This window comes from Pseudomonas sp. S36, from assembly GCF_016647875.1.
Lineage (GTDB): Bacteria > Pseudomonadota > Gammaproteobacteria > Pseudomonadales > Pseudomonadaceae > Aquipseudomonas > Aquipseudomonas parafulva.
On sequence record NZ_JACVVG010000030.1, the window covers coordinates 46,834 to 64,425 of the forward strand.

19 protein-coding genes are annotated in these 17,592 nt (G+C 62.5%); 10 read left to right on the forward strand and 9 right to left on the reverse strand.

All coding sequences use genetic code 11. The annotated features are described in order from the left end of the window. Window positions 1–11 precede the first annotated feature (11 nt). From IAE36_RS16800 to IAE36_RS16830, 7 genes are all read left to right on the forward strand, one after another. Complete coding sequence (locus tag IAE36_RS16800; protein WP_201213561.1) at window positions 12–779, forward strand: SDR family NAD(P)-dependent oxidoreductase; 768 nt, start codon at window positions 12–14, stop codon at window positions 777–779. Window positions 780–790: 11 nt separating this feature from the next. Then, a complete protein-coding gene (locus tag IAE36_RS16805; protein WP_201213563.1) occupies window positions 791–1,981 on the forward strand; it encodes an acetyl-CoA C-acyltransferase in 1,191 nt (396 codons plus the stop codon). An 11-nt stretch (window positions 1,982–1,992) separates the two neighbouring features. After that, entirely contained in the window at window positions 1,993–3,120 is a 1,128-nt protein-coding gene (locus tag IAE36_RS16810) for an acyl-CoA dehydrogenase (RefSeq protein ID WP_060483497.1), read from the forward strand. A 13-nt stretch (window positions 3,121–3,133) separates the two neighbouring features. Beyond that, window positions 3,134–3,907 (forward strand): enoyl-CoA hydratase, encoded by a 774-nt coding sequence (locus IAE36_RS16815; protein ID WP_028632574.1) that lies wholly within the window; start codon window positions 3,134–3,136, stop codon window positions 3,905–3,907. A gap of 272 nt (window positions 3,908–4,179) precedes the next feature. Beyond that, window positions 4,180–4,584 carry a TraR/DksA family transcriptional regulator gene (locus IAE36_RS16820; protein ID WP_028632575.1) on the forward strand — a complete coding sequence of 135 codons (405 nt, stop codon included), beginning with the start codon at window positions 4,180–4,182 and terminating at the stop codon, window positions 4,582–4,584. Window positions 4,585–5,051: 467 nt separating this feature from the next. Then, window positions 5,052–5,522 (forward strand): hypothetical protein, encoded by a 471-nt coding sequence (locus tag IAE36_RS16825; RefSeq protein WP_028632576.1) that lies wholly within the window; start codon window positions 5,052–5,054, stop codon window positions 5,520–5,522. Continuing rightward, window positions 5,519–5,725, forward strand: coding sequence for a hypothetical protein (locus IAE36_RS16830; protein WP_201213565.1), 207 nt, complete (start codon window positions 5,519–5,521; stop codon window positions 5,723–5,725). Before IAE36_RS16825 ends, IAE36_RS16830 begins: the two co-directional genes overlap by 4 nt. A 12-nt stretch (window positions 5,726–5,737) precedes the next feature. Here IAE36_RS16830 and IAE36_RS16835 read toward each other — a convergent pair whose 3' ends face one another. The 7 genes from IAE36_RS16835 to IAE36_RS16865 form a co-directional block, all read right to left on the reverse strand. Next, the gene (locus IAE36_RS16835) at window positions 5,738–6,103 is read right to left on the reverse strand and encodes a Na+/H+ antiporter subunit G (protein ID WP_060483500.1); all 366 of its coding nucleotides are present in this window, start codon (window positions 6,101–6,103) and stop codon (window positions 5,738–5,740) included. Further along, on the reverse strand, window positions 6,100–6,378 hold the full coding sequence (locus IAE36_RS16840) for a K+/H+ antiporter subunit F (RefSeq protein ID WP_028632579.1): 279 nt from the start codon (window positions 6,376–6,378) through the stop codon (window positions 6,100–6,102). The genes IAE36_RS16835 and IAE36_RS16840 overlap by 4 nt, the downstream gene beginning before the upstream one ends. Next, window positions 6,375–6,863 carry a Na+/H+ antiporter subunit E gene (locus IAE36_RS16845; RefSeq protein WP_201213567.1) on the reverse strand — a complete coding sequence of 163 codons (489 nt, stop codon included), beginning with the start codon at window positions 6,861–6,863 and terminating at the stop codon, window positions 6,375–6,377. Before IAE36_RS16845 ends, IAE36_RS16840 begins: the two co-directional genes overlap by 4 nt. After that, on the reverse strand, window positions 6,860–8,545 hold the full coding sequence (locus IAE36_RS16850; RefSeq protein WP_201213569.1) for a monovalent cation/H+ antiporter subunit D: 1,686 nt from the start codon (window positions 8,543–8,545) through the stop codon (window positions 6,860–6,862). The genes IAE36_RS16845 and IAE36_RS16850 overlap by 4 nt, the downstream gene beginning before the upstream one ends. Next, window positions 8,542–8,886 (reverse strand): Na+/H+ antiporter subunit C, encoded by a 345-nt coding sequence (locus tag IAE36_RS16855; RefSeq protein WP_043213881.1) that lies wholly within the window; start codon window positions 8,884–8,886, stop codon window positions 8,542–8,544. Before IAE36_RS16855 ends, IAE36_RS16850 begins: the two co-directional genes overlap by 4 nt. Next, entirely contained in the window at window positions 8,886–11,801 is a 2,916-nt protein-coding gene (locus IAE36_RS16860) for a monovalent cation/H+ antiporter subunit A (protein ID WP_201213571.1), read from the reverse strand. The genes IAE36_RS16855 and IAE36_RS16860 overlap by 1 nt, the downstream gene beginning before the upstream one ends. Window positions 11,802–11,944: 143 nt before the next feature. Then, on the reverse strand, window positions 11,945–12,874 hold the full coding sequence (locus IAE36_RS16865) for a DMT family transporter (RefSeq protein ID WP_201213573.1): 930 nt from the start codon (window positions 12,872–12,874) through the stop codon (window positions 11,945–11,947). An 83-nt stretch (window positions 12,875–12,957) separates the two neighbouring features. Here IAE36_RS16865 and IAE36_RS16870 point away from each other — a divergent pair, with 83 nt between their 5' ends. From IAE36_RS16870 to IAE36_RS16880, 3 genes are all read left to right on the forward strand, one after another. Then, window positions 12,958–13,521 carry a helix-turn-helix domain-containing protein gene (locus IAE36_RS16870; RefSeq protein WP_201213574.1) on the forward strand — a complete coding sequence of 188 codons (564 nt, stop codon included), beginning with the start codon at window positions 12,958–12,960 and terminating at the stop codon, window positions 13,519–13,521. Between the two features lie 98 nt (window positions 13,522–13,619). Continuing rightward, entirely contained in the window at window positions 13,620–13,997 is a 378-nt protein-coding gene (locus IAE36_RS16875; protein WP_201213575.1) for an antibiotic biosynthesis monooxygenase, read from the forward strand. 144 nt (window positions 13,998–14,141) lie between these two features. Next, a complete protein-coding gene (locus IAE36_RS16880) occupies window positions 14,142–15,950 on the forward strand; it encodes an aminopeptidase P family protein (RefSeq protein ID WP_201213576.1) in 1,809 nt (602 codons plus the stop codon). Window positions 15,951–15,994: 44 nt separating this feature from the next. Here the strand turns inward: IAE36_RS16880 and IAE36_RS16885 are convergent, their stop codons facing one another. After that, window positions 15,995–16,276 carry a hypothetical protein gene (locus IAE36_RS16885; RefSeq protein WP_028632588.1) on the reverse strand — a complete coding sequence of 94 codons (282 nt, stop codon included), beginning with the start codon at window positions 16,274–16,276 and terminating at the stop codon, window positions 15,995–15,997. Between the two features lie 189 nt (window positions 16,277–16,465). Beyond that, window positions 16,466–17,353, reverse strand: a complete 888-nt coding sequence (gene rhtA, locus IAE36_RS16890; RefSeq protein WP_060483509.1) for a threonine/homoserine exporter RhtA — start codon at window positions 17,351–17,353, stop codon at window positions 16,466–16,468. Window positions 17,354–17,592: the final 239 nt, after the last annotated feature.

The window sequence follows — 17,592 nt, forward strand, 5'->3', positions numbered from 1 at the left end:
GGAAACCCGACATGCAGATAGCCAACAAACAGTTCATCGTCACCGGCGCAGCCTCCGGCCTGGGGGCTGCCACTGCGCAGATGCTGATCGAGGCCGGTGCCTCGGTGATGCTGGTGGACCTCAACGCGGAGGCGGTCGAGGCCAAAGCCCAGGCGTTGGGCGAGCGGGCCAGGTTCAGCGTGGCGGACATCAGCGACGAAGCGGCGGCCAAGGCCGCCGTGGCGGCTGCCGTCAGTGCGTTTGGCAGCCTGCACGGCCTGGTCAACTGCGCAGGCATCGTTGGCGCAGAAAAGGTGCTCGGCAAGCAGGGCCCGCACCGCCTGGCCAGCTTTGCCGCGGTCATCAACGTCAACCTGGTCGGCAGCTTCAATATGCTGCGGCTCGCCGCCGAGGCCATGGCTGAAGGGGTTGCCGACGAGGGGGGCGAGCGCGGGGTCATCATCAATACGGCCTCCATAGCCGCCTATGACGGGCAGATTGGCCAGGCGGCCTACGCAGCGTCGAAGGGGGCGATTGCCAGCCTGACGCTGCCTGCTGCCCGCGAGCTGGCGCGTCATGGCATCCGGGTGATGACCATCGCCCCTGGCATTTTCGAAACCCCCATGATGGCTGGCATGACCGAGGACGTGCGGGCTTCGCTGGCGGCCGGCGTGCCGTTCCCGCCACGGCTCGGGCGCCCACAGGAGTACGCCGCGCTGGCGCGGCATATCATCGAGAACAGCATGCTCAACGGCGAGGTGATTCGCCTTGACGGTGCGCTGCGCATGGCGGCCAAGTAAGGAGAAGCATCATGAACCTGGGCAATGATCCGGTGGTAATCGTCAGCGCTGCACGCACCCCCATGGGCGGGCTGCAGGGCGACCTCAAGAGCCTGACTGCAGCGCAGCTTGGCAGCGTGGCCATTCGTGGGGCTGTCGAGCGCGCCGGTCTGGATGCAGCCAGTGTCGACCAGGTGCTGTTCGGTTGCGTGCTGCCGGCCGGCCAGGGCCAGGCACCGGCACGCCAGGCGGCGCTGGGTGCAGGGCTGGGCAAGCACACCACCTGCACCACCCTGAACAAGATGTGCGGCTCTGGCATGCAGGCGGCCATCATGGGCCATGACCTGCTGCTGGCCGGCACCGCCGATGTGGTGGTGGCCGGCGGCATGGAGAGCATGAGCAACGCGCCCTACCTGCTAGACAAGGCCCGTGCGGGCTACCGCATGGGCCACGGCAAGGTCATCGACCACATGTTCATGGACGGCCTGGAAGACGCCTATGACAAGGGCCGGCTGATGGGTACCTTCGCCGAGGACTGCGCGCAGGCCAACGGCTTCAGCCGCGAAGCCCAGGACCAGTTCGCCCTGGCCTCGCTCACTCGCGCCCAACAGGCCATTGCGGCCGGCCGCTTCGCTGCGGAGATCGTGCCGGTGGACGTGGTCGAGGGCAAGCAGCAGCGGGTCATCAAGGATGACGAGCAGCCACCCAAGGCGCGCCTGGACAAGATCGCCCAGCTCAAACCAGCTTTCCGCGAAGGCGGGACAGTGACCGCGGCCAACGCCAGTTCCATTTCCGATGGCGCCGCAGCATTGGTGCTGATGCGTCGCTCCCAGGCCGACCAGCGCGGGTTGCAACCGCTGGCGGTGATCCATGGGCATGCCGCGTTCGCCGATGCCCCTGCACTGTTCCCCACGGCGCCCATCGGTGCCATGGACAAGTTGATGAAGCGCACCGGCTGGAGCCTGAGCGACGTCGACCTGTTCGAGATCAACGAAGCCTTCGCTGTGGTGACCCTGGCGGCCATGAAACACCTGGACCTGCCCCATGAGAAGGTCAACATCCATGGCGGTGCCTGTGCGCTGGGCCACCCGATAGGTGCTTCCGGGGCGCGCATTCTGGTCACGCTGCTGCACGCGCTGCGTCAGAACAACCTGCGCCGTGGTGTAGCGGCCATCTGCATTGGCGGTGGCGAGGCTACGGCCATGGCCATCGAATGCCTGTAGTGAGGTGAAGCATGCTGGTTAACGACGAGCAACAACAGATCGCCGATGCGGTGCGCAGTTTCGCCCAGGAGCGGCTCAAACCCTTTGCCGAGCAATGGGACAAGGCCCACCGGTTTCCCAAGGAGGCCATCGAAGAAATGGCCGGGCTTGGCCTGTTCGGCATGTTGGTGCCCGAGCAGTGGGGCGGCAGTGACACGGGTTACGTGGCCTATGCCATGGCCCTGGAGGAGATCGCTGCCGGTGATGGTGCCTGCTCGACCATCATGAGCGTACATAACTCGGTAGGGTGTGTGCCCATTCTGCGTTTTGGCAGCGACCAACAGAAGGCACAGTTCCTGACGCCGTTGGCCACCGGGGAGATGTTGGGCGCGTTCGCCCTCACCGAACCCCAGGCAGGCTCTGATGCCAGCAGCCTGAAGGCGCGTGCGCGGCGTGAAGGCGACCACTACGTGCTGACCGGCAGCAAGCAGTTCATCACCTCCGGGCAGAACGCCGGCGTGGTGATCGTGTTCGCCGTCACCGACCCCGACGCTGGCAAGCGCGGTATCAGTGCCTTCATCGTCCCCACCGACTCGCAGGGTTATCAGGTAGCGCGGGTCGAAGACAAACTGGGCCAGCACGCCTCTGATACGTGCCAGATCGTGTTCGATCATGTGCGCGTACCCGTGGCTAACCGCCTGGGCGAAGAGGGCGAGGGCTACCGCATCGCGCTGGCCAACCTCGAAGGCGGGCGTATCGGTATCGCGGCTCAGGCCGTGGGCATGGCCCGGGCTGCGTTCGAGGTGGCCCGCGACTATGCGCGCGAGCGGCAGAGCTTTGGCAAGGCGTTGGTGGAGCATCAGGCCGTCGCCTTCAGGCTGGCAGACATGGCTACCCGAATTGCCGTCGCCCGGCAGATGGTGCTGCATGCCGCTGCCCTGCGTGACGCCGGGCGCCCGGCGTTGGTGGAGGCGTCGATGGCCAAGCTGTTCGCCTCGGAAATGGCCGAAAAGGTCTGTTCGGATGCCTTGCAGACATTGGGGGGTTATGGCTATCTGAGTGACTTCCCGCTGGAGCGCATTTACCGCGACGTACGGGTTTGCCAGATTTACGAAGGCACCAGCGATATTCAGCGCATGGTCATTGCGCGCAATCTTTGAAGGAGCAGACCGCATGGCATTCGAAACCATCCTGTTGGACATTCATGGCAAGGTCGGGCTGATTACGCTCAATCGCCCCCAGGCGCTGAACGCACTGAACGCGCAGATCGTCAGCGAGATCAATCAGGCCCTGGACCAGCTGGAGCGCGACCCGGCGATTGGTTGCATCGTACTGACAGGCTCTGCCAAGGCGTTCGCCGCGGGCGCCGATATCAAGGAGATGGCCGGCCTTGAGTACCCGCAAATCTACGTCGATGACCTGTTCGCCGACGCCGATCGCATCGCCAACCGCCGAAAGCCGATCATTGCTGCGGTGTCTGGCTTTGCCCTGGGCGGCGGCTGCGAGTTGGCCATGATGTGCGATTTCATCCTGGCGGGCGACAACGCCCGGTTCGGCCAACCGGAAATCAACCTCGGTGTATTGCCCGGTATGGGCGGTACCCAGCGCCTGACGCGTGCAGTGGGCAAGGCCAAGGCCATGGAGCTGTGCCTCACCGGGCGCCTGATGGGGGCTGAAGAGGCGGAGCGGGCGGGGCTGGTGGCGCGTGTGGTGCCCCAGGCCGAACTGCTGGAAGAAGCCCTCAAGGTGGCGGCGACCATTGCCAGCAAGTCAGTGCCGGTGAGCATGATGGTCAAGGAAAGCGTGAACCGCGCCTTCGAGGTGACGCTGAGCGAGGGGGTGCGCTTCGAGCGCCGGGTGTTCCACGCAGCCTTTGCCACTGAAGACCAGAAAGAAGGCATGTCGGCCTTTATCGCCAAACGCGAGGCGCAGTTCAAGGACCGTTGAGCCCTGCCGCTTGCTTGCTCGAGTTGCTGAATGCTGCCGCCACCTGCAAGGCCACTTGCCGGTGGCGGCCCGCTTTGTGCGCACCGACCAGCGGAATCTGCCCCCTTCACGCAAATTCGCCCGCGATTGCTGTTGCTCCAGGCGACGTGGCGCCTTAGACTTCCGCCCCCTGTAAAAGAGTGCCGATTGGCGCTTGAAGAATTTCGCTGCCGATGCCTGGGCGTCGGCGGCAACCGAATCGCCCAAATGCACATATTTTCATAGAGAATTCGATGACCAAGGAACAGTTGCTGGCCATGTCGGCCGATGACTACATGAACGCTGATCAGCTGGCCTTCTTCACACAGCTGTTGCAAGCGATGAAAGTCGAAACCCATGAACGCATCGAGCTGAGCCGCGCCACCATCGAAGGCCTGGACACCCCGTCGGACCCTGCCGATGTGGCGTCGGTCGAAGAAGAGCGCAGCTGGCTGGTGAACGCCATCGACCGTGATCAGCGCCTGCTGCCACAGTTGGAGATGGCGTTGGACCGCATCACTGACGAGAGCTTCGGCTGGTGCGACGACAGCGGTGAACCCATCGGCCTGAAGCGTCTGCTCATCAGCCCGACCACCAAGTACTGCATCGAAGCCCAGGAGCGCCACGAGCAGCTGGACCGCCACCAGCGCCAGGTCTGATCCGCACGCGATGCACAGCCCCACGGAGCGATCCCTGGGGCTTTTTGCTTTTCTGGCCGGTGATCGGCCACGCGCGCCGGGCACAGCAGGGTGGCAGTTGCGCAAAGGCCCTGCGGCCTGCTAAATAGGCATTGGCTCTCGACGGGTTTCACCGTTTTCGGGCATATTCCCCCGCCAGTAGTGCGCAAGTGGATGTCAGGGCTCGTATCGTGCGGGCCCATTCCTGAACCGCATTTTTACAGGCAGTGAGTGTCAGACTAAACGCTCATCGTCGTGGGAGCATGCCCCAAGTCTTTTAACGACGGCGAAGCCGGCAAGCCACAGTAAAAATTCCTGCACGCTGCAGCGCCAGCGGGGGCAGACATTTCACAGCGTGTTTTATTAGTCTTTTCGCCTATCGATTAGAAACGGCCGTGCCTCGTCGAGCGTTGACGGGTGCGGGTAGTAACCGGTTGAGGATTACTTCATTGGCAGTCAGTACTCTTGATACGCATGCGTTGTTCGCCCTGGGCGACCTGCGCGGCAAGTTGGCTCATTTGTTTCAGGGCCGTTTTGTCTACGTTACCGAACAGAACCCCGATGGCCTTTACATGGCCGAACTCGATACCGAAAGCGCGTTGGTGGTGGATGACAAACAGCGATTGGAGCTGAAAGTCGGCGACCACTTTCGTGCTGCCGTGCTACCGAGCCGCGAAGGCGGCAAGTTGGAAATACGCTTTCGCGATATCAAGTTGAATGTGTACGGGGTAGGCGATTACGCATTCGTATCGGTGCCGGAAGGCGAGGGTATCGTGTTCCGTGAAGGCCAGGGTGTCATGCTGGTGTTCGCAGCCCAGCAGCAGGTTCAGGAAGGCCTTGGCAAGCTGCTCAAGGCAGTGACGGGCAAGGTTGCCAAATGGCGTAAAGGTGAGCTCACCACCTTCAAGGCCAGTGAGTGACCGGGGATGGCACCGGCAGCCGTGCAGCGTTCCATCGCCAGCACCATGCGCGGGCGGTGGCCGAGGCTGAGCGGTTGCTGGCCCGGCGTTGTGAGCTGCAAGCAGGCTGGTTGAGTTGGGTAGCGGCCGAGCTTTATCAGCTGGGGCCGCCGCCCTATGCCGCCATGGTCAGGCGCGAATTGCAGCGCCTTAGCCAAACGTGACGGCAACCTCGCTCAGTTGCCGCTGTCCAGGCCGCTGCTGACTTCTTCGGGTACCGGCTCTTTGGCCTGGCGCTTGCGAAACAGCCCGGCACGCGCCAGCAACAGCGTGGTGACCGGCACTGTAATGGACAGCAGAATCGGGATCAGCCAAGCGTGCAGTACGGCAGCTTCCTTGAGCCAGGAGAAGTAGATGATCGACGCGAGCGCCACGCACCAGGCGCCGATGGTCGAGGCCAGTGCCGGGGGGTGCATGCGCTGGAAGTAGTCTTTCAAGCGCACCAGGCCTATTGCGCCGACCAGGGCGAACAGGCTGCCGGTCAGCAGCAGCAGGGCTGTGACCAGCTCGAGCCAGAAGGGCAATGTCAGAGATTCGGTCATTCGATCACCTCACCGCGCAGCAGGAATTTGGCCAGGGCAAACGACCCGACGAAACCGAAGAGTGCAATCAGCAGCGCGCCTTCGAAATACGTGTCACTGGCATAGCGGATACCCAGCACCAGCATGGTCAGCATGGCCAGGATGTACAGGTAGTCCAGCGCCAGCACCCTGTCCTGTGCCGATGGGCCGCGGAACAGCCGTACCAGCGTGAGCCCCATGGCCAGTGCGAAGATGAACAGGCTGGCAAGAACAGCATTGGCGAGCAGGCCGGTCATTGGAAGATCTCCATCAGCGGGCGTTCGTAGGTGTCCTTGAAGTGCTTGATAAAAGCCGCCTCGTCCTCCAGATCGAACACATGGAGCAACAGCACGCTGCGGTCCAGCGCCAGTTCAGACCAGACAGTGCCGGGTACCACGGTGGTGATCATCGACAGCGCCGCCAGGCCGTGGGGGTCACGCAAGGCCAGCGGTATGTGAACAAAGGCCGAACGGGGCGGGCGTTTGCCGGCGCGCAGTACGCCCCGTGCCACTTGCAGGTTGGACAGGATTACATCCAGGCCTACGCGACCGATCAGTTTCACGATCGCTAGTGGGCGGCGCACGTGGGCGTGCTGCGGGCGCAGGGGCGCCATCAGCAGCGGTGCAAGGATACCCAGTGCGGCTGCCAGCAGCAGGTTGCCGGCACTCACCGAAAGGTTCAGCAGCAGCCACAAGCCGAACAAGGACAGGGAGAGCAGGGGCGCGGGGAACAGGCGGCTCATGGTTGCACCTCAGCCTGCACGTCGAACGAAGTCGGGCCAGGTATTGGCCGCGCCGCCATCACCGCGTCGATGTAGGCATCCGGCGCCTGCAGGCTCGCCGCCGTGTCCTGGGTATAGCGCAGCAATGGCTCGGCCTTGAAACTGAGTGCCATGCACAAGGCCAGCAGCAGCACGACCGCCAGGCATTCGAAGCGGCGCAATACCGGTGAAGGGCGCTCGTCTGGCTTCCAGAAACGCTGGATACCGACGCGACCAAAGGCAATCAGCGAAGCCATACCCGACAACACCAGCAGCGCCACCAGGCCCCACCCGGCCGCGCCTAGCGGCTGCTCGGCCGGCATACCCAGGCCGTTAGGGTTGAACAGTGCGCTGATCAGGTTCACCTTGGCCACAAAGCCCGAGAGCGGCGGCATGCCGATAATCAGCAGGGCGCAGGCGATGAAGCTGAGGCCGAGGAACGCCATGGTCCAGGGGATGATCTGGCCGATCACCGCCTTTTGCTGGTCATCGAGGTTGATGCCTTTTGGGGGGTGAAGCGACTCCAGCGGCGACGGCATGGCGTCTTCTTCTTCGTCCAGCGGCAATTCATTGGCCGAGCGCGAGCGTTCGACCAGTTCGGCCAGCAAGAACAGCGCACACATGGCCAGGGTGGAGTTGACCAGGTAGAACAGGGCTGCACCGGTCAGGGCGAGTTGGGCAAAGCCGACAGCGCCCAGCAGGGTGCCCGCTGAAACCAGAATGCTGAGCGCTGCCATGCGCTCCAGGCGCTGGGCTGCCAGGATCGACACTGCCGCCACTGCCAACGTTGCCAGGCCACCATACACCAGCCATTCCCCGCCAAAATAGGCCGATGCACCGGCCTGGCCGGAGAACAGCAAGGTCCACAGGCGCAGCACGGCGTACAAGCCGACTTTGGTCATGATGGCGAACAGCGCTGCCACCGGGGCGCTGGCCGATGCGTAGGCAGGCACCAACCAGAAGTTCAGCGGCCATATACCGGCCTTGACCAGGAACGCCATGGCGATGATGGCCGCACCTGCGTGCAGCAGGCCGCGGTCGGCCTCGGGCACCAGTGGAATCTTGAGGGCCAGGTCGGCCATGTTCAGGGTGCCGGTAACGCCGTACAACATCGCCGCGCCAATCAGGAACAATGACGAAGCGAACAGGTTCACAGCGATATAGTGCAGCCCCGCACGTACCCGTGCCCGGCCAGAGCCGTGTAGCAATAGCCCGTACGAAGCAGCCAGCAATACTTCGAAGAACACGAACAGGTTGAACAGGTCGGCGGTAAGAAAGGCGCCGTACAGGCCCATCAACTGGATCTGGAACAATGCATGGAAGCTGGCGCCGGCCCCATCCCAGCGGGCTCGGGCGAACAGCAGGGCGCAGAAACCGATGATGCCGGTCAGCGTCAACATCAGCGCAGAAAGGTGGTCGAGTACCAGTACGATCCCGAACGGTGCTGGCCAGTTGCCTGGCAGGTACACGCCGATCGATTCTGCCTGGCCCTGAGTGCGCACCCATAACAGCAGGCTGATAGCCACACACAGGCCTGCGAAGGTGGAGAGCAAATTCAGGCGGGCCTTGATTTGCCGGTGCTTTTCGCCAAGCAACAGCATGATGGCTGCGGTGATCAGGGGCAGCAGGATGGGGGCGACGATCAGTTGACTCATGCCACTCATTCCTCACGCTCCCGGCCATCGACATGGTCGGTGCCCGTGAGCCCGCGGGAGGCCAGCAACACCACCAGGAACAACGCGGTCATGGCGAAGCTGATGACGATGGCGGTGAGCACCAGCGCCTGAGGCAGCGGGTCGGTGTAGTGCAGCAAGTCTTGCGTCACACCCTCCTTGATGATCGGCTCTTTGCCGATGAACAGGCTCCCCATGCTGAAGATGAACAGGTTGACCCCGTACGACAACAGGCACAGGCCCATGATCACCTGGTAGGTACGGGGACGCAGAATCAGCCACACCCCGGATGCGGCCAGCACGCCGATGGCGACTGCAATGACTTCTTCCATCAGGCGGCTCCTGTCTGTCGGTTCTTGGCCGGGTTGGCCGGGCGGTAGGCGCGCACTGACTGGTGGGCCAGTGCGGTAAGGATCAACAGGGTCGACCCGACCACTACCGTGTACACGCCGACATCGAAGAACAGTGCGCTGGCCACGTGCACATCACCCAGTATCGGCAGGTGCAGGTGGGCAGTGTGCGTGGTGAGGAACGGGTAGCCGAGCAGCATGGCCCCGGCACCGGTTAGGGTCGCGCACAGCAGGCCCATGCCCATCCAGCGCAGTGGGCGCAGGCTCATCTGCGCCTCGACCCATTGGGTGCCGGCAACCATGTACTGCAGGATGAACGCCACCGACATGACCAAGCCTGCCACGAAGCCACCGCCAGGTTGGTTGTGACCCCGCATGAACAGGTACATCGAGACCAGCAGGGCGATGGGCAGCAGCAAGCGTACCAGCACGGCCGGCACCATCATGAAGCCCATGGCGGTGTCTGTGGCGTGGCGTGGGTTGACCAGGTCGGTCACCACATCGGGCGCCAGCTGGCGCTGTTGTGTGGGCAGTTGCATGCTCTCCTTGGGTGGGCGGAAGCGCCGCAGCAATGCGAATACGGTAAGCGCCACGGCGACCAGCACGGTGATTTCACCGAGGGTGTCGAAGCCGCGGAAGTCCACCAGCATCACATTGACCACGTTGGTCCCACCACCCTGGGGCAGTGCGCGGCTAAGGTAGAACGAGGAAATGTCGTTGGGGGTTGGCCGCGTGAGCATGGCATAGGACAGCACTGCCATGCCGCCGCCCACCAGCACCGCCAGCAGCAGGTCGCGCAGCCGTCGGGCGCGGGCCCGGTCAAATTTGCCTGGCAGTGGTGATACACCTTCTATACGCCTTGGCAGCCAGCGCAGGCCCAGTAGTATCAATACCGTGGTCACCACTTCCACCACCAGCTGGGTCAGCGCCAGGTCAGGGGCGGAGAACCAGACGAAGGTGATGCAGGTCATCAGGCCGCAGACGCTGACCATGATCAGTGCGGCCAGGCGGTGGTACTTGGCCTGGTAGGCGGCGCCAATCGCGCAGGCAATCGCGATGAGCCAGAGTGCGACGAATACGCCGGAGCCTGGAATCTTCGGCCGGTCGCCCCATGTGAGGCCACTGTAGACCATGGGCGTAAGGCCGGCGAGGAACGCTGCCACCACGATCATGAACAGCTGCGCCTGGAGGCGGCGGCTGGTGAGCAGGCGCTCGACGTGTCGGGCCAGCAGCATCAGCTGTATCTGCCCATGCTCGAACAGGCGCTTGCCGTTGAAGCGTTCGATCACCGGAGGGTACGTGAAGCGCCCGCGGCGCATTTGCTTGCGAAGCATCAGGTACAGCACTACGCCGCCGCTCATGGCCACCAGGCTCATGATCAACGGGGCATTCCAGCCGTGCCAGATCGCCAGGCTGTATTCAGGCAGCGTGCCGCCGACCACGGGCAGGGCAGCCGCCGCCAGCAGTGGGCCAACCGACTGGGCGGGGAAGATGCCCACCACCAGGCAGGTCAGGACCAACAACTCGACCGGCGCACGCATCCAGCGTGGCGGCTCGTGCGGGGTATGCGGCAGGTCTTGCGCCGTGGGGCCGAAGAACACGTCCACGGTGAAACGCAGGGCGTACGCCACGCTGAAGGTGCCTGCAAGGGTAGCGATGACCGGCAGCAAGGCTTCGATCCAGGCACTGGAGGTGATGAATACGGTTTCGGCAAAGAACATCTCTTTGGACAGGAAACCGTTCATCAGCGGTACCCCGGCCATCGACGCGCTGGCGACCATGGCCAGTGTGGCAGTGTAGGGCACCAGGCGAATCAACCCACTGAGACGGCGTATGTCACGGGTGCCGCTTTCATGGTCGATGATGCCTGCGGCCATGAACAGCGACGCCTTGAAGGTGGCGTGGTTGAGGATGTGGAACACAGCAGCCACCGCGGCCAGCGGACTGTTCAACCCAAGCAGCAGGGTGATCAGGCCAAGATGGCTGATGGTGGAGTAGGCCAGCAGGCCCTTCAGGTCGTTCTGGAACATGGCGGCGAAGGCGCCGAGCAACAACGTCAAGGCGCCGGCACCGCCGACGATCCAGAACCATTCTTCGCTGCCGGACAATACTGGCCACAGCCTCGCCAGCAGGAAGACCCCGGCCTTGACCATGGTCGCCGAGTGCAGATAGGCCGAGACCGGTGTAGGGGCCGCCATGGCGTGGGGCAGCCAGAACTGGAAGGGGAACTGCGCGCTCTTGCTGAGCGCGCCGATGAGGATCAGTGGCAGCAGCACGGGGTACAGTGCGTGCTGGCGGATGGTGTCACCTGCAGCCAGGACCTTGTCCAGGTCATAGCTGCCTGCCACATGGCCGAGCAGTAGCGCCCCCACCAGCAGGCATAGGCCCCCTGCACCGGTGACCATCAAGGCCATGTAGGCGCCGCGACGCGCGTCAGCGCGGTGGTGCCAGTAGCCAATCAGCAGGAACGAGAACAGGCTGGTCAGTTCCCAGAAGAACACCAGCTGTATGAGGTTGCCCGAAATGACCAGGCCGAGCATGGCACCCATGAAGGCCAGGAAAAACGCGAAGAAGCGTGGAACCGGGTCTTGTGGAGACATGTAGTAGCGGGCGTACAGCGACACCAGGGTGCCGATGCCCAGTACCAGCAGCGAGAACAGCCAGGCAAAGCCGTCCATGCGCAATACCAGGTTCAGCCCCAGGCTTGGCAGCCACAAGAACTCTTCGCGAATGACGCCCCCGTGGGCGATCTGAGGGTAAAGCAGTGCTACCTGGACGGTACCGACCAAGGCCACGAGCCCAGCAAGAATGGACTCGGCGTTCCGTGCGTTGTGCGGCAGCGCGGCTGCCAGCAAACTGCCCACGAACGGCAGAAGCAATAGCACTATCAATGACATAGAGTTCTATTCTGAGAGGTTTGCCAAGGATCATACGTGCCGGAGGGGTCGATCACCAACCCGCAAGCTGTCGCAGAATCCTACAAATACGCTGTGACAAGCTGTTTTTTTATAACAGTTTTTTACAAAGCATAGCCGCAGCGTTAGAGGTCGGCCTGGGGTTCGCGTTCATTCTGTGGCTGCGTGCGGCGTACCTTGAGCTCGCTGACCACCACCGCGATCACGATCAACGCCCCGCCCAACAGGGCCACACCGGGCAGGCGCTCCCCCGCCACGCGCCCGACCAGGCCTGCCCACACAGGCTCGCCCGCGTAGATTAAGGTGGCCCGGGTGGGCGATACTGATTTCTGTGCCCAATTCATGGCAACCTGGATCACGGCGCTCATGGCCCCCAGGCCCACTGCACTAGCCAGCAGCAGCCAGGAGAAGTCCGGAATACGTTCCTGCGTCGGGACCACCATCAGAAACGCCAGCACCGAGGCCGTTGCCAGTTGCACCACGGTGACCCGTCGCACATCGACCTGGCCGGCGAAGCGGCTGATCAAGATGATTTCGGCGGCGATGGCGATGGCGCTGACCAGGGTGACCACTTCACCTTCGCTCATGTGCAAACTGCCGCTGTCCGGCCCTGCCAGCAGCATGAGCCCAACGAACGCGATGCCTATGCCAATGCTCGGCATCAGGCCGGGTCTGCGCCCCAGTACCACCCACTGCAGCAGTGGCACGAAGGGTACGTAGAGTGCGGTGATGAACGCCGACTGGCTGCTGCTTATGGTCTGCAGGCCCATGGTTTGCAGACCGTAACCCAGCATGATGGTCACGCCGATCAGCATCCCAGCCTTGAGCTCGGTGAGTGTAAGCCCGCCCAGCGCCCGCGCAGAAACCATGCCCACGAACAGCGCAGCTGCGGCAAAGCGAAGGCCGACGAAGAACATGGGGCCGCTGACGGTCATCACGTTGTGCACCAGCAGGAAGGTGCCACCCCATAACATGGTGATGAATATCAGCACCAGTTCCGCCTTGCTCAGGCGAAACGTGACGGTGGGGGTGGGCTGTTGGCTGGCTGGGGTCATGGGCTTGCATGCTCGTAGGGGGCGGCGCACAATCGCCGCACACTGGGCAGTATACTGCGCAACCCTTGTAAGTGAGCAATATAGTGCACAAAGACCCTTCACACCGCGCCTCGGTTTTGCAGCACGTCAGCCTCAATGTACGCAACTTGCGCCACGCGGCAGGCATGAGTCAGGCCGCGCTCGCCGACCGCTCTGGTGTGAGCCGGCGTATGCTGGTGGCCATCGAGGCGGGTGAAAAGAATGTCAGCCTCACCACGTTGGACTTGATTGCCCAGAGCCTGGGTGTGGCGTTCAGTACGCTGATCCAGGCGCCCAACTTGCGTGACCCTGGCCGCATCGAGGAACTGGCCTGGGCCGGTGAACACCCACAAAGCCGTGCAGTGCTGCTGGGCAGCAGCGTGGCGCGGCGCGAGGTAGAGTTGTGGGAGTGGACCCTGGCCCCCGGCGAGTGCTACCGCAGCGAGGCCGATGCCGAGGGCTGGAGTGAGCAGTTGTATGTGACCCAGGGGCAGCTCACATTGATCATCGAAGCCACCGAGCACCGGCTGCAGCGAGGGCAGTTTCATGTGTTCCCCAGTAACTGCCGCTATGCCTACCGAAACGACGGCGAAACCGCAGTCACTTTTGTGCGCAACGTCGTCATCTGAAAGCCGAATATCTCGGCCAGACACTTGACCTCGAGTTTAGTTGAGGTTTTACCCTCTCCGGCATCGCGCACCAAGCGCCAATGGCCAGGAGAGAGTGAATGTCGGCAAATCCTACTGCCATCTGGTTCACCCAGATGATCGAATACCAGGTGCCCAGTCTGTTTCAGCGCGAGCTGGCGCAAGCGTTGATGAACAGCAGTGAGGCGCTGGCACTTCAATGCCGCGGGTTGCAGACGATCAGCATACAGGCCAGCGAAGACGGCAGCCGGGTGCTGCAATACCTGCAGTGGGAGTCCCGGCAGGCGTGGGTCGGTGCTGCTGCCTACTTTGTCGACGAGTCGTATGTGCAATTGCTGCAGCGCTACCAGGCGCGCGGGGCCCACTTCGCTTCTTACCAGGCGCTACGCAGCCTGGCGCGTGGCCCACACGGTGCCCTCTACTGCCAGGTGGGTGAGCATGACGCACAGCGTGGGTAACGCCTGAGCGTTGTAGGACCCGTCTGAAATACTGAAATGCGCGCGGTCTGGTGGCATGCCCAAGCCGATGTTGATTGCAGCCCTCTGGGAGCTGTTTCATTATCGGTCCCACGAATCAACCCAGACGCACCTGCAGGAGAGCCCATGAACGCGCAGCCTACCTATGAGCAACCTACGCCAGAGCGCTTGGCGCGCGTGCGCCAGGCCATGGCCGCCGAAGGCCTGGATGCCTTGCTGGTTCCATCGGCCGACCCGCATCTTTCAGAGTACCTGCCCAAACATTGGCAAGGCCGTCGATGGCTGTCGGGTTTCCATGGGTCGGTAGGTACGCTGGTGGTCATGCCCGGGTTTGCCGGGTTGTGGGTAGACAGCCGGTACTGGCAACAGGCCGAGCATGAGCTCGCGGGCACTGGCATTGAATTGATGAAGCTCTCGCCTGGTCAGCCCGGAGTGCTGGATTGGCTTGGCGAGCATGCGCCGGCCAATGGTCGCGTCGGGGTGGATGGCGCGGTAATGGCGTTGGCCTCGGCGCGCCAATTGCGTGAGCGCCTGGGCCGTCGCGGTGTGCGCCTGGTCACTGACAAAGACGTGCTTGGCCAGGTGTGGGAGGGGCGTGCGGCTTTGCCCGGCCATCCGGTCTACCAACACCTGCCGCCCTATGCCACCGTGTCCAGGTTGGACAAACTGGCCGCATTGCGCGAGGTCATGCAGGTGAAGGGTGCGCACTGGCACTTTCTCGCCACGCTGGACGATATTGCGTGGCTGTTCAATCTGCGCGGCACCGATGTGTCCTATAACCCTGTCTTTCTCGCATTTGCCTTGATCAGTCAGCAGCAGGCGTTGCTGTTTGTCGGCAGCGGGAAGCTGGACGAAAACCTGCGTGCTGTTCTGGCGGCAGACGGTGTAGAGGTACGCGATTACGACCAGGCAGGGGCCGCGCTGGCTGATATCCCCGGTGGCAGCCGCTTGTTGGTCGACCCTGCCCGTGTCACGTGTGGGCTTATGGACCACCTGGGCGATGGGGTGCAGTTGCTCGAAGGCCCGAACCCCACCACGTTGAGCAAGGCGTGCAAAGGGGAGCCAGAGCTGAGGCACGTTCGCCAGGTAATGGAGCAGGATGGCGCAGCACTCTGCGAGTTCTTTGCCTGGCTGGAGGCCCGGCTGGGCCGCGAGGTCATCAACGAGCTGACGATCGATGAGCAGCTGAGCGCCGCCAGGGCTCGCCGCCCCGGTTTCGTGTCCCTGAGTTTCGCCACTATCGCGGCTTTCAATGCCAACGGCGCCATGCCCCATTACCGCGCAACCGAGCAGTCCCATTCAGTGATCGAAGGCGACGGTCTGCTGCTGATCGATTCGGGCGGGCAGTACCTGGGGGGTACCACCGATATCACCCGCATGGTGCCAGTGGGCCAGCCCAGCGAGCTGCAAAAGCAGGATTGCACGCGCGTGCTCAAAGGTATGATTGCACTGTCCCGGGCTACATTCCCCCAGGGCGTGTTGTCGCCGTTGCTCGACGCCATCGCCCGTGCACCGCTGTGGGCCGACCAGGTGGACTACGGTCATGGCACCGGCCACGGTGTCGGTTACTTCATGAATGTGCACGAAGGGCCGCAGGTAATTGCCTACCAGGCAACGCCTTCACCGCAAACAGCGATGCAGGCAGGCATGATCAGCTCGATTGAGCCAGGCACTTATCGGCCTGGGCAATGGGGGGTTCGCATCGAGAACCTGGTGGCCAACCGCAATGCCGGCAAAAGCGCCTTTGGTGACTTTCTGGCGTTTGAAACCCTGACACTCTGCCCTATCGACACCCGCTGTTTGTTGCCTGAAAGGCTCACTGTCGAAGAACTGGCATGGTTGAACGGTTACCACACCACGGTGCGTGAACGGCTCGCACCGTATCTGGAGGGTGAAGCGCTGGCCTGGCTTCACGCTCGTACTGCCTTGCTGTAGAGCGGTTGTTGCATACGAATGGGGCTGCGCAACGGCAGCCCCATTTACTTGCAAATGACGATCATGCTGCGGCTGGTATAGCCCGCAGGGTTGATCCCGAACAGGTAATCCCCATCCTCTTCATCGCTGTCGCCTGAGCGTGCAATGACGCGGTATCCGCGTGAGCTGCAGGCGGTGGCTGCTTTGCTGTAGCAGCTGTCCCATGAAGAAGAAAGGCCGGAGCAATTGATATGCAGGCCTTTCTTGCCCCTTTTTACCTCGGTCTTCGCCGTGGCGGCACATCCAGCAATAGCCAAGATGGCCAGGATGAGCAAGGTACGTTTCATTCCTGTCCTTAAATGCAGGACGGACCAGCAAGCTGGTTCCGTCGTTATCGCTATGATTCTTCCTGAAATTCCCCAGCGTCCCTGTTCGATGCATTAGATAGCATGAAGATGATGGTGCTTTGACAGCTTAATCAGCGATGCCGGTCGCCACAATCACTATCGTTGTCTCAAATGAAAAGATTTCTCATATCAGTCAGCGGCGATCGCTGGGCTGGGCGCTTTGCGCATGGAAAGCGTGGTGCCAACCGAAGCAGTGATGATCGCAAGGATGGCCAGCCATTGGGTCATGGACAAGACTTCCCCGAGAAACAGCAGGCCGGACAGCGCGCCGAAGGCAGGTTCGATGCTCATCAGCGTGCCGAAGGTGCGTGCAGGAATGCGCGTCAGTGCGACCATTTCCAGGCTGTAGGGAAGGGCGGTTGACAGTATCGCGACACCCAGCGCCATGGGGATCACGGCTGGGGTGAGCAGGGTGGCGCCAGCGTGGGCGATACCGATGGGCGCAATGAACAAGGCTGCGACCACCACGCCCAGGGCTGCACTTTGCACGCCATGCTCGGCTCCGGCGCGTTGGCCGAACAGGATATAGAGCGCCCAGCAGACGCCAGCGCCCAAGGCGTACGCGGCACCTGTCGGGTCAAGTGCCTGGCCGTCGTGGCCTGCGGGCAGAAGCAGCAGCAAGCCAGACAGGGCCAGGGCAATCCATAGAAAGTCGATGGCGCGGCGCGAGGAAAAAATTGCAACCGCCAGCGGGCCGGTAAACTCGAGCGCCACGGCGATCCCAATGGGCACTGTCTGCAATGCCATATAGAAGAGGAAGTTCATACCGCCCAGGGCCAGGCCGTAGATGACTACGTTGCGCAGGGTTCGGCTATTGAGGCGGGCCCGCCAGGGTCTCAATATCAGCAACATGATGACGCTGGCGAACACCAGGCGCAGGGCGGTGGTGCCTTGGGCGCCAATGATTGGGAACATGCTTTTGGCCAATGACGCGCCGGATTGGATGGATGCCATGGCGATCAACAGCAGGCCGATGGGGAACAGCGTAGCGGCCAGGCTGCGGGGCGGGGTGTTCATAGAGAGGGGCGTTCCATAAAGGGAGGGCGGTTGCGCAGTATAGTGCGCAATTGCTACTCGCTCGGCAAGGCGTGCCCTGCATTCAGGTGGCCTTTTAAAAGTTGAAATTAAAGGTTGACCGCCTGAGATAACAGCCTATAATGCGCACCACTCCAACGATGCAGCAAAGCGAAGCAAGCTGAGCCGTTGAGTCAAGTGTTTGAAGCTAAACGAGTTTCTCGCAAAAAACTTCAAAATAA

Bases quoted from the DNA above. Each gene is read 5' to 3' on its own strand.
- IAE36_RS16810 (WP_060483497.1), top strand. From the start codon at position 1,993: ATGCTGGTTAACGACGAGCAACAACAGATCGCCGATGCGGTGCGCAGT.
- IAE36_RS16800 (WP_201213561.1), top strand. From the start codon at position 12: ATGCAGATAGCCAACAAACAGTTCATCGTCACCGGCGCAGCCTCCGGC.
- IAE36_RS16865 (WP_201213573.1), bottom strand. From the start codon at position 12,874: ATGACCCCAGCCAGCCAACAGCCCACCCCCACCGTCACGTTTCGCCTG.
- IAE36_RS16845 (WP_201213567.1), bottom strand. From the start codon at position 6,863: ATGAGCCGCCTGTTCCCCGCGCCCCTGCTCTCCCTGTCCTTGTTCGGC.
- IAE36_RS16880 (WP_201213576.1), top strand. From the start codon at position 14,142: ATGAACGCGCAGCCTACCTATGAGCAACCTACGCCAGAGCGCTTGGCG.
- rhtA (WP_060483509.1), bottom strand. From the start codon at position 17,353: ATGAACACCCCGCCCCGCAGCCTGGCCGCTACGCTGTTCCCCATCGGC.
- IAE36_RS16855 (WP_043213881.1), bottom strand. From the start codon at position 8,886: ATGGAAGAAGTCATTGCAGTCGCCATCGGCGTGCTGGCCGCATCCGGG.
- IAE36_RS16850 (WP_201213569.1), bottom strand. From the start codon at position 8,545: ATGAGTGGCATGAGTCAACTGATCGTCGCCCCCATCCTGCTGCCCCTG.
- IAE36_RS16820 (WP_028632575.1), top strand. From the start codon at position 4,180: ATGACCAAGGAACAGTTGCTGGCCATGTCGGCCGATGACTACATGAAC.
- IAE36_RS16860 (WP_201213571.1), bottom strand. From the start codon at position 11,801: ATGTCATTGATAGTGCTATTGCTTCTGCCGTTCGTGGGCAGTTTGCTG.
- IAE36_RS16875 (WP_201213575.1), top strand. From the start codon at position 13,620: ATGTCGGCAAATCCTACTGCCATCTGGTTCACCCAGATGATCGAATAC.
- IAE36_RS16840 (WP_028632579.1), bottom strand. From the start codon at position 6,378: ATGACCGGCCTGCTCGCCAATGCTGTTCTTGCCAGCCTGTTCATCTTC.
- IAE36_RS16815 (WP_028632574.1), top strand. From the start codon at position 3,134: ATGGCATTCGAAACCATCCTGTTGGACATTCATGGCAAGGTCGGGCTG.
- IAE36_RS16835 (WP_060483500.1), bottom strand. From the start codon at position 6,103: ATGACCGAATCTCTGACATTGCCCTTCTGGCTCGAGCTGGTCACAGCC.
- IAE36_RS16885 (WP_028632588.1), bottom strand. From the start codon at position 16,276: ATGAAACGTACCTTGCTCATCCTGGCCATCTTGGCTATTGCTGGATGT.
- IAE36_RS16805 (WP_201213563.1), top strand. From the start codon at position 791: ATGAACCTGGGCAATGATCCGGTGGTAATCGTCAGCGCTGCACGCACC.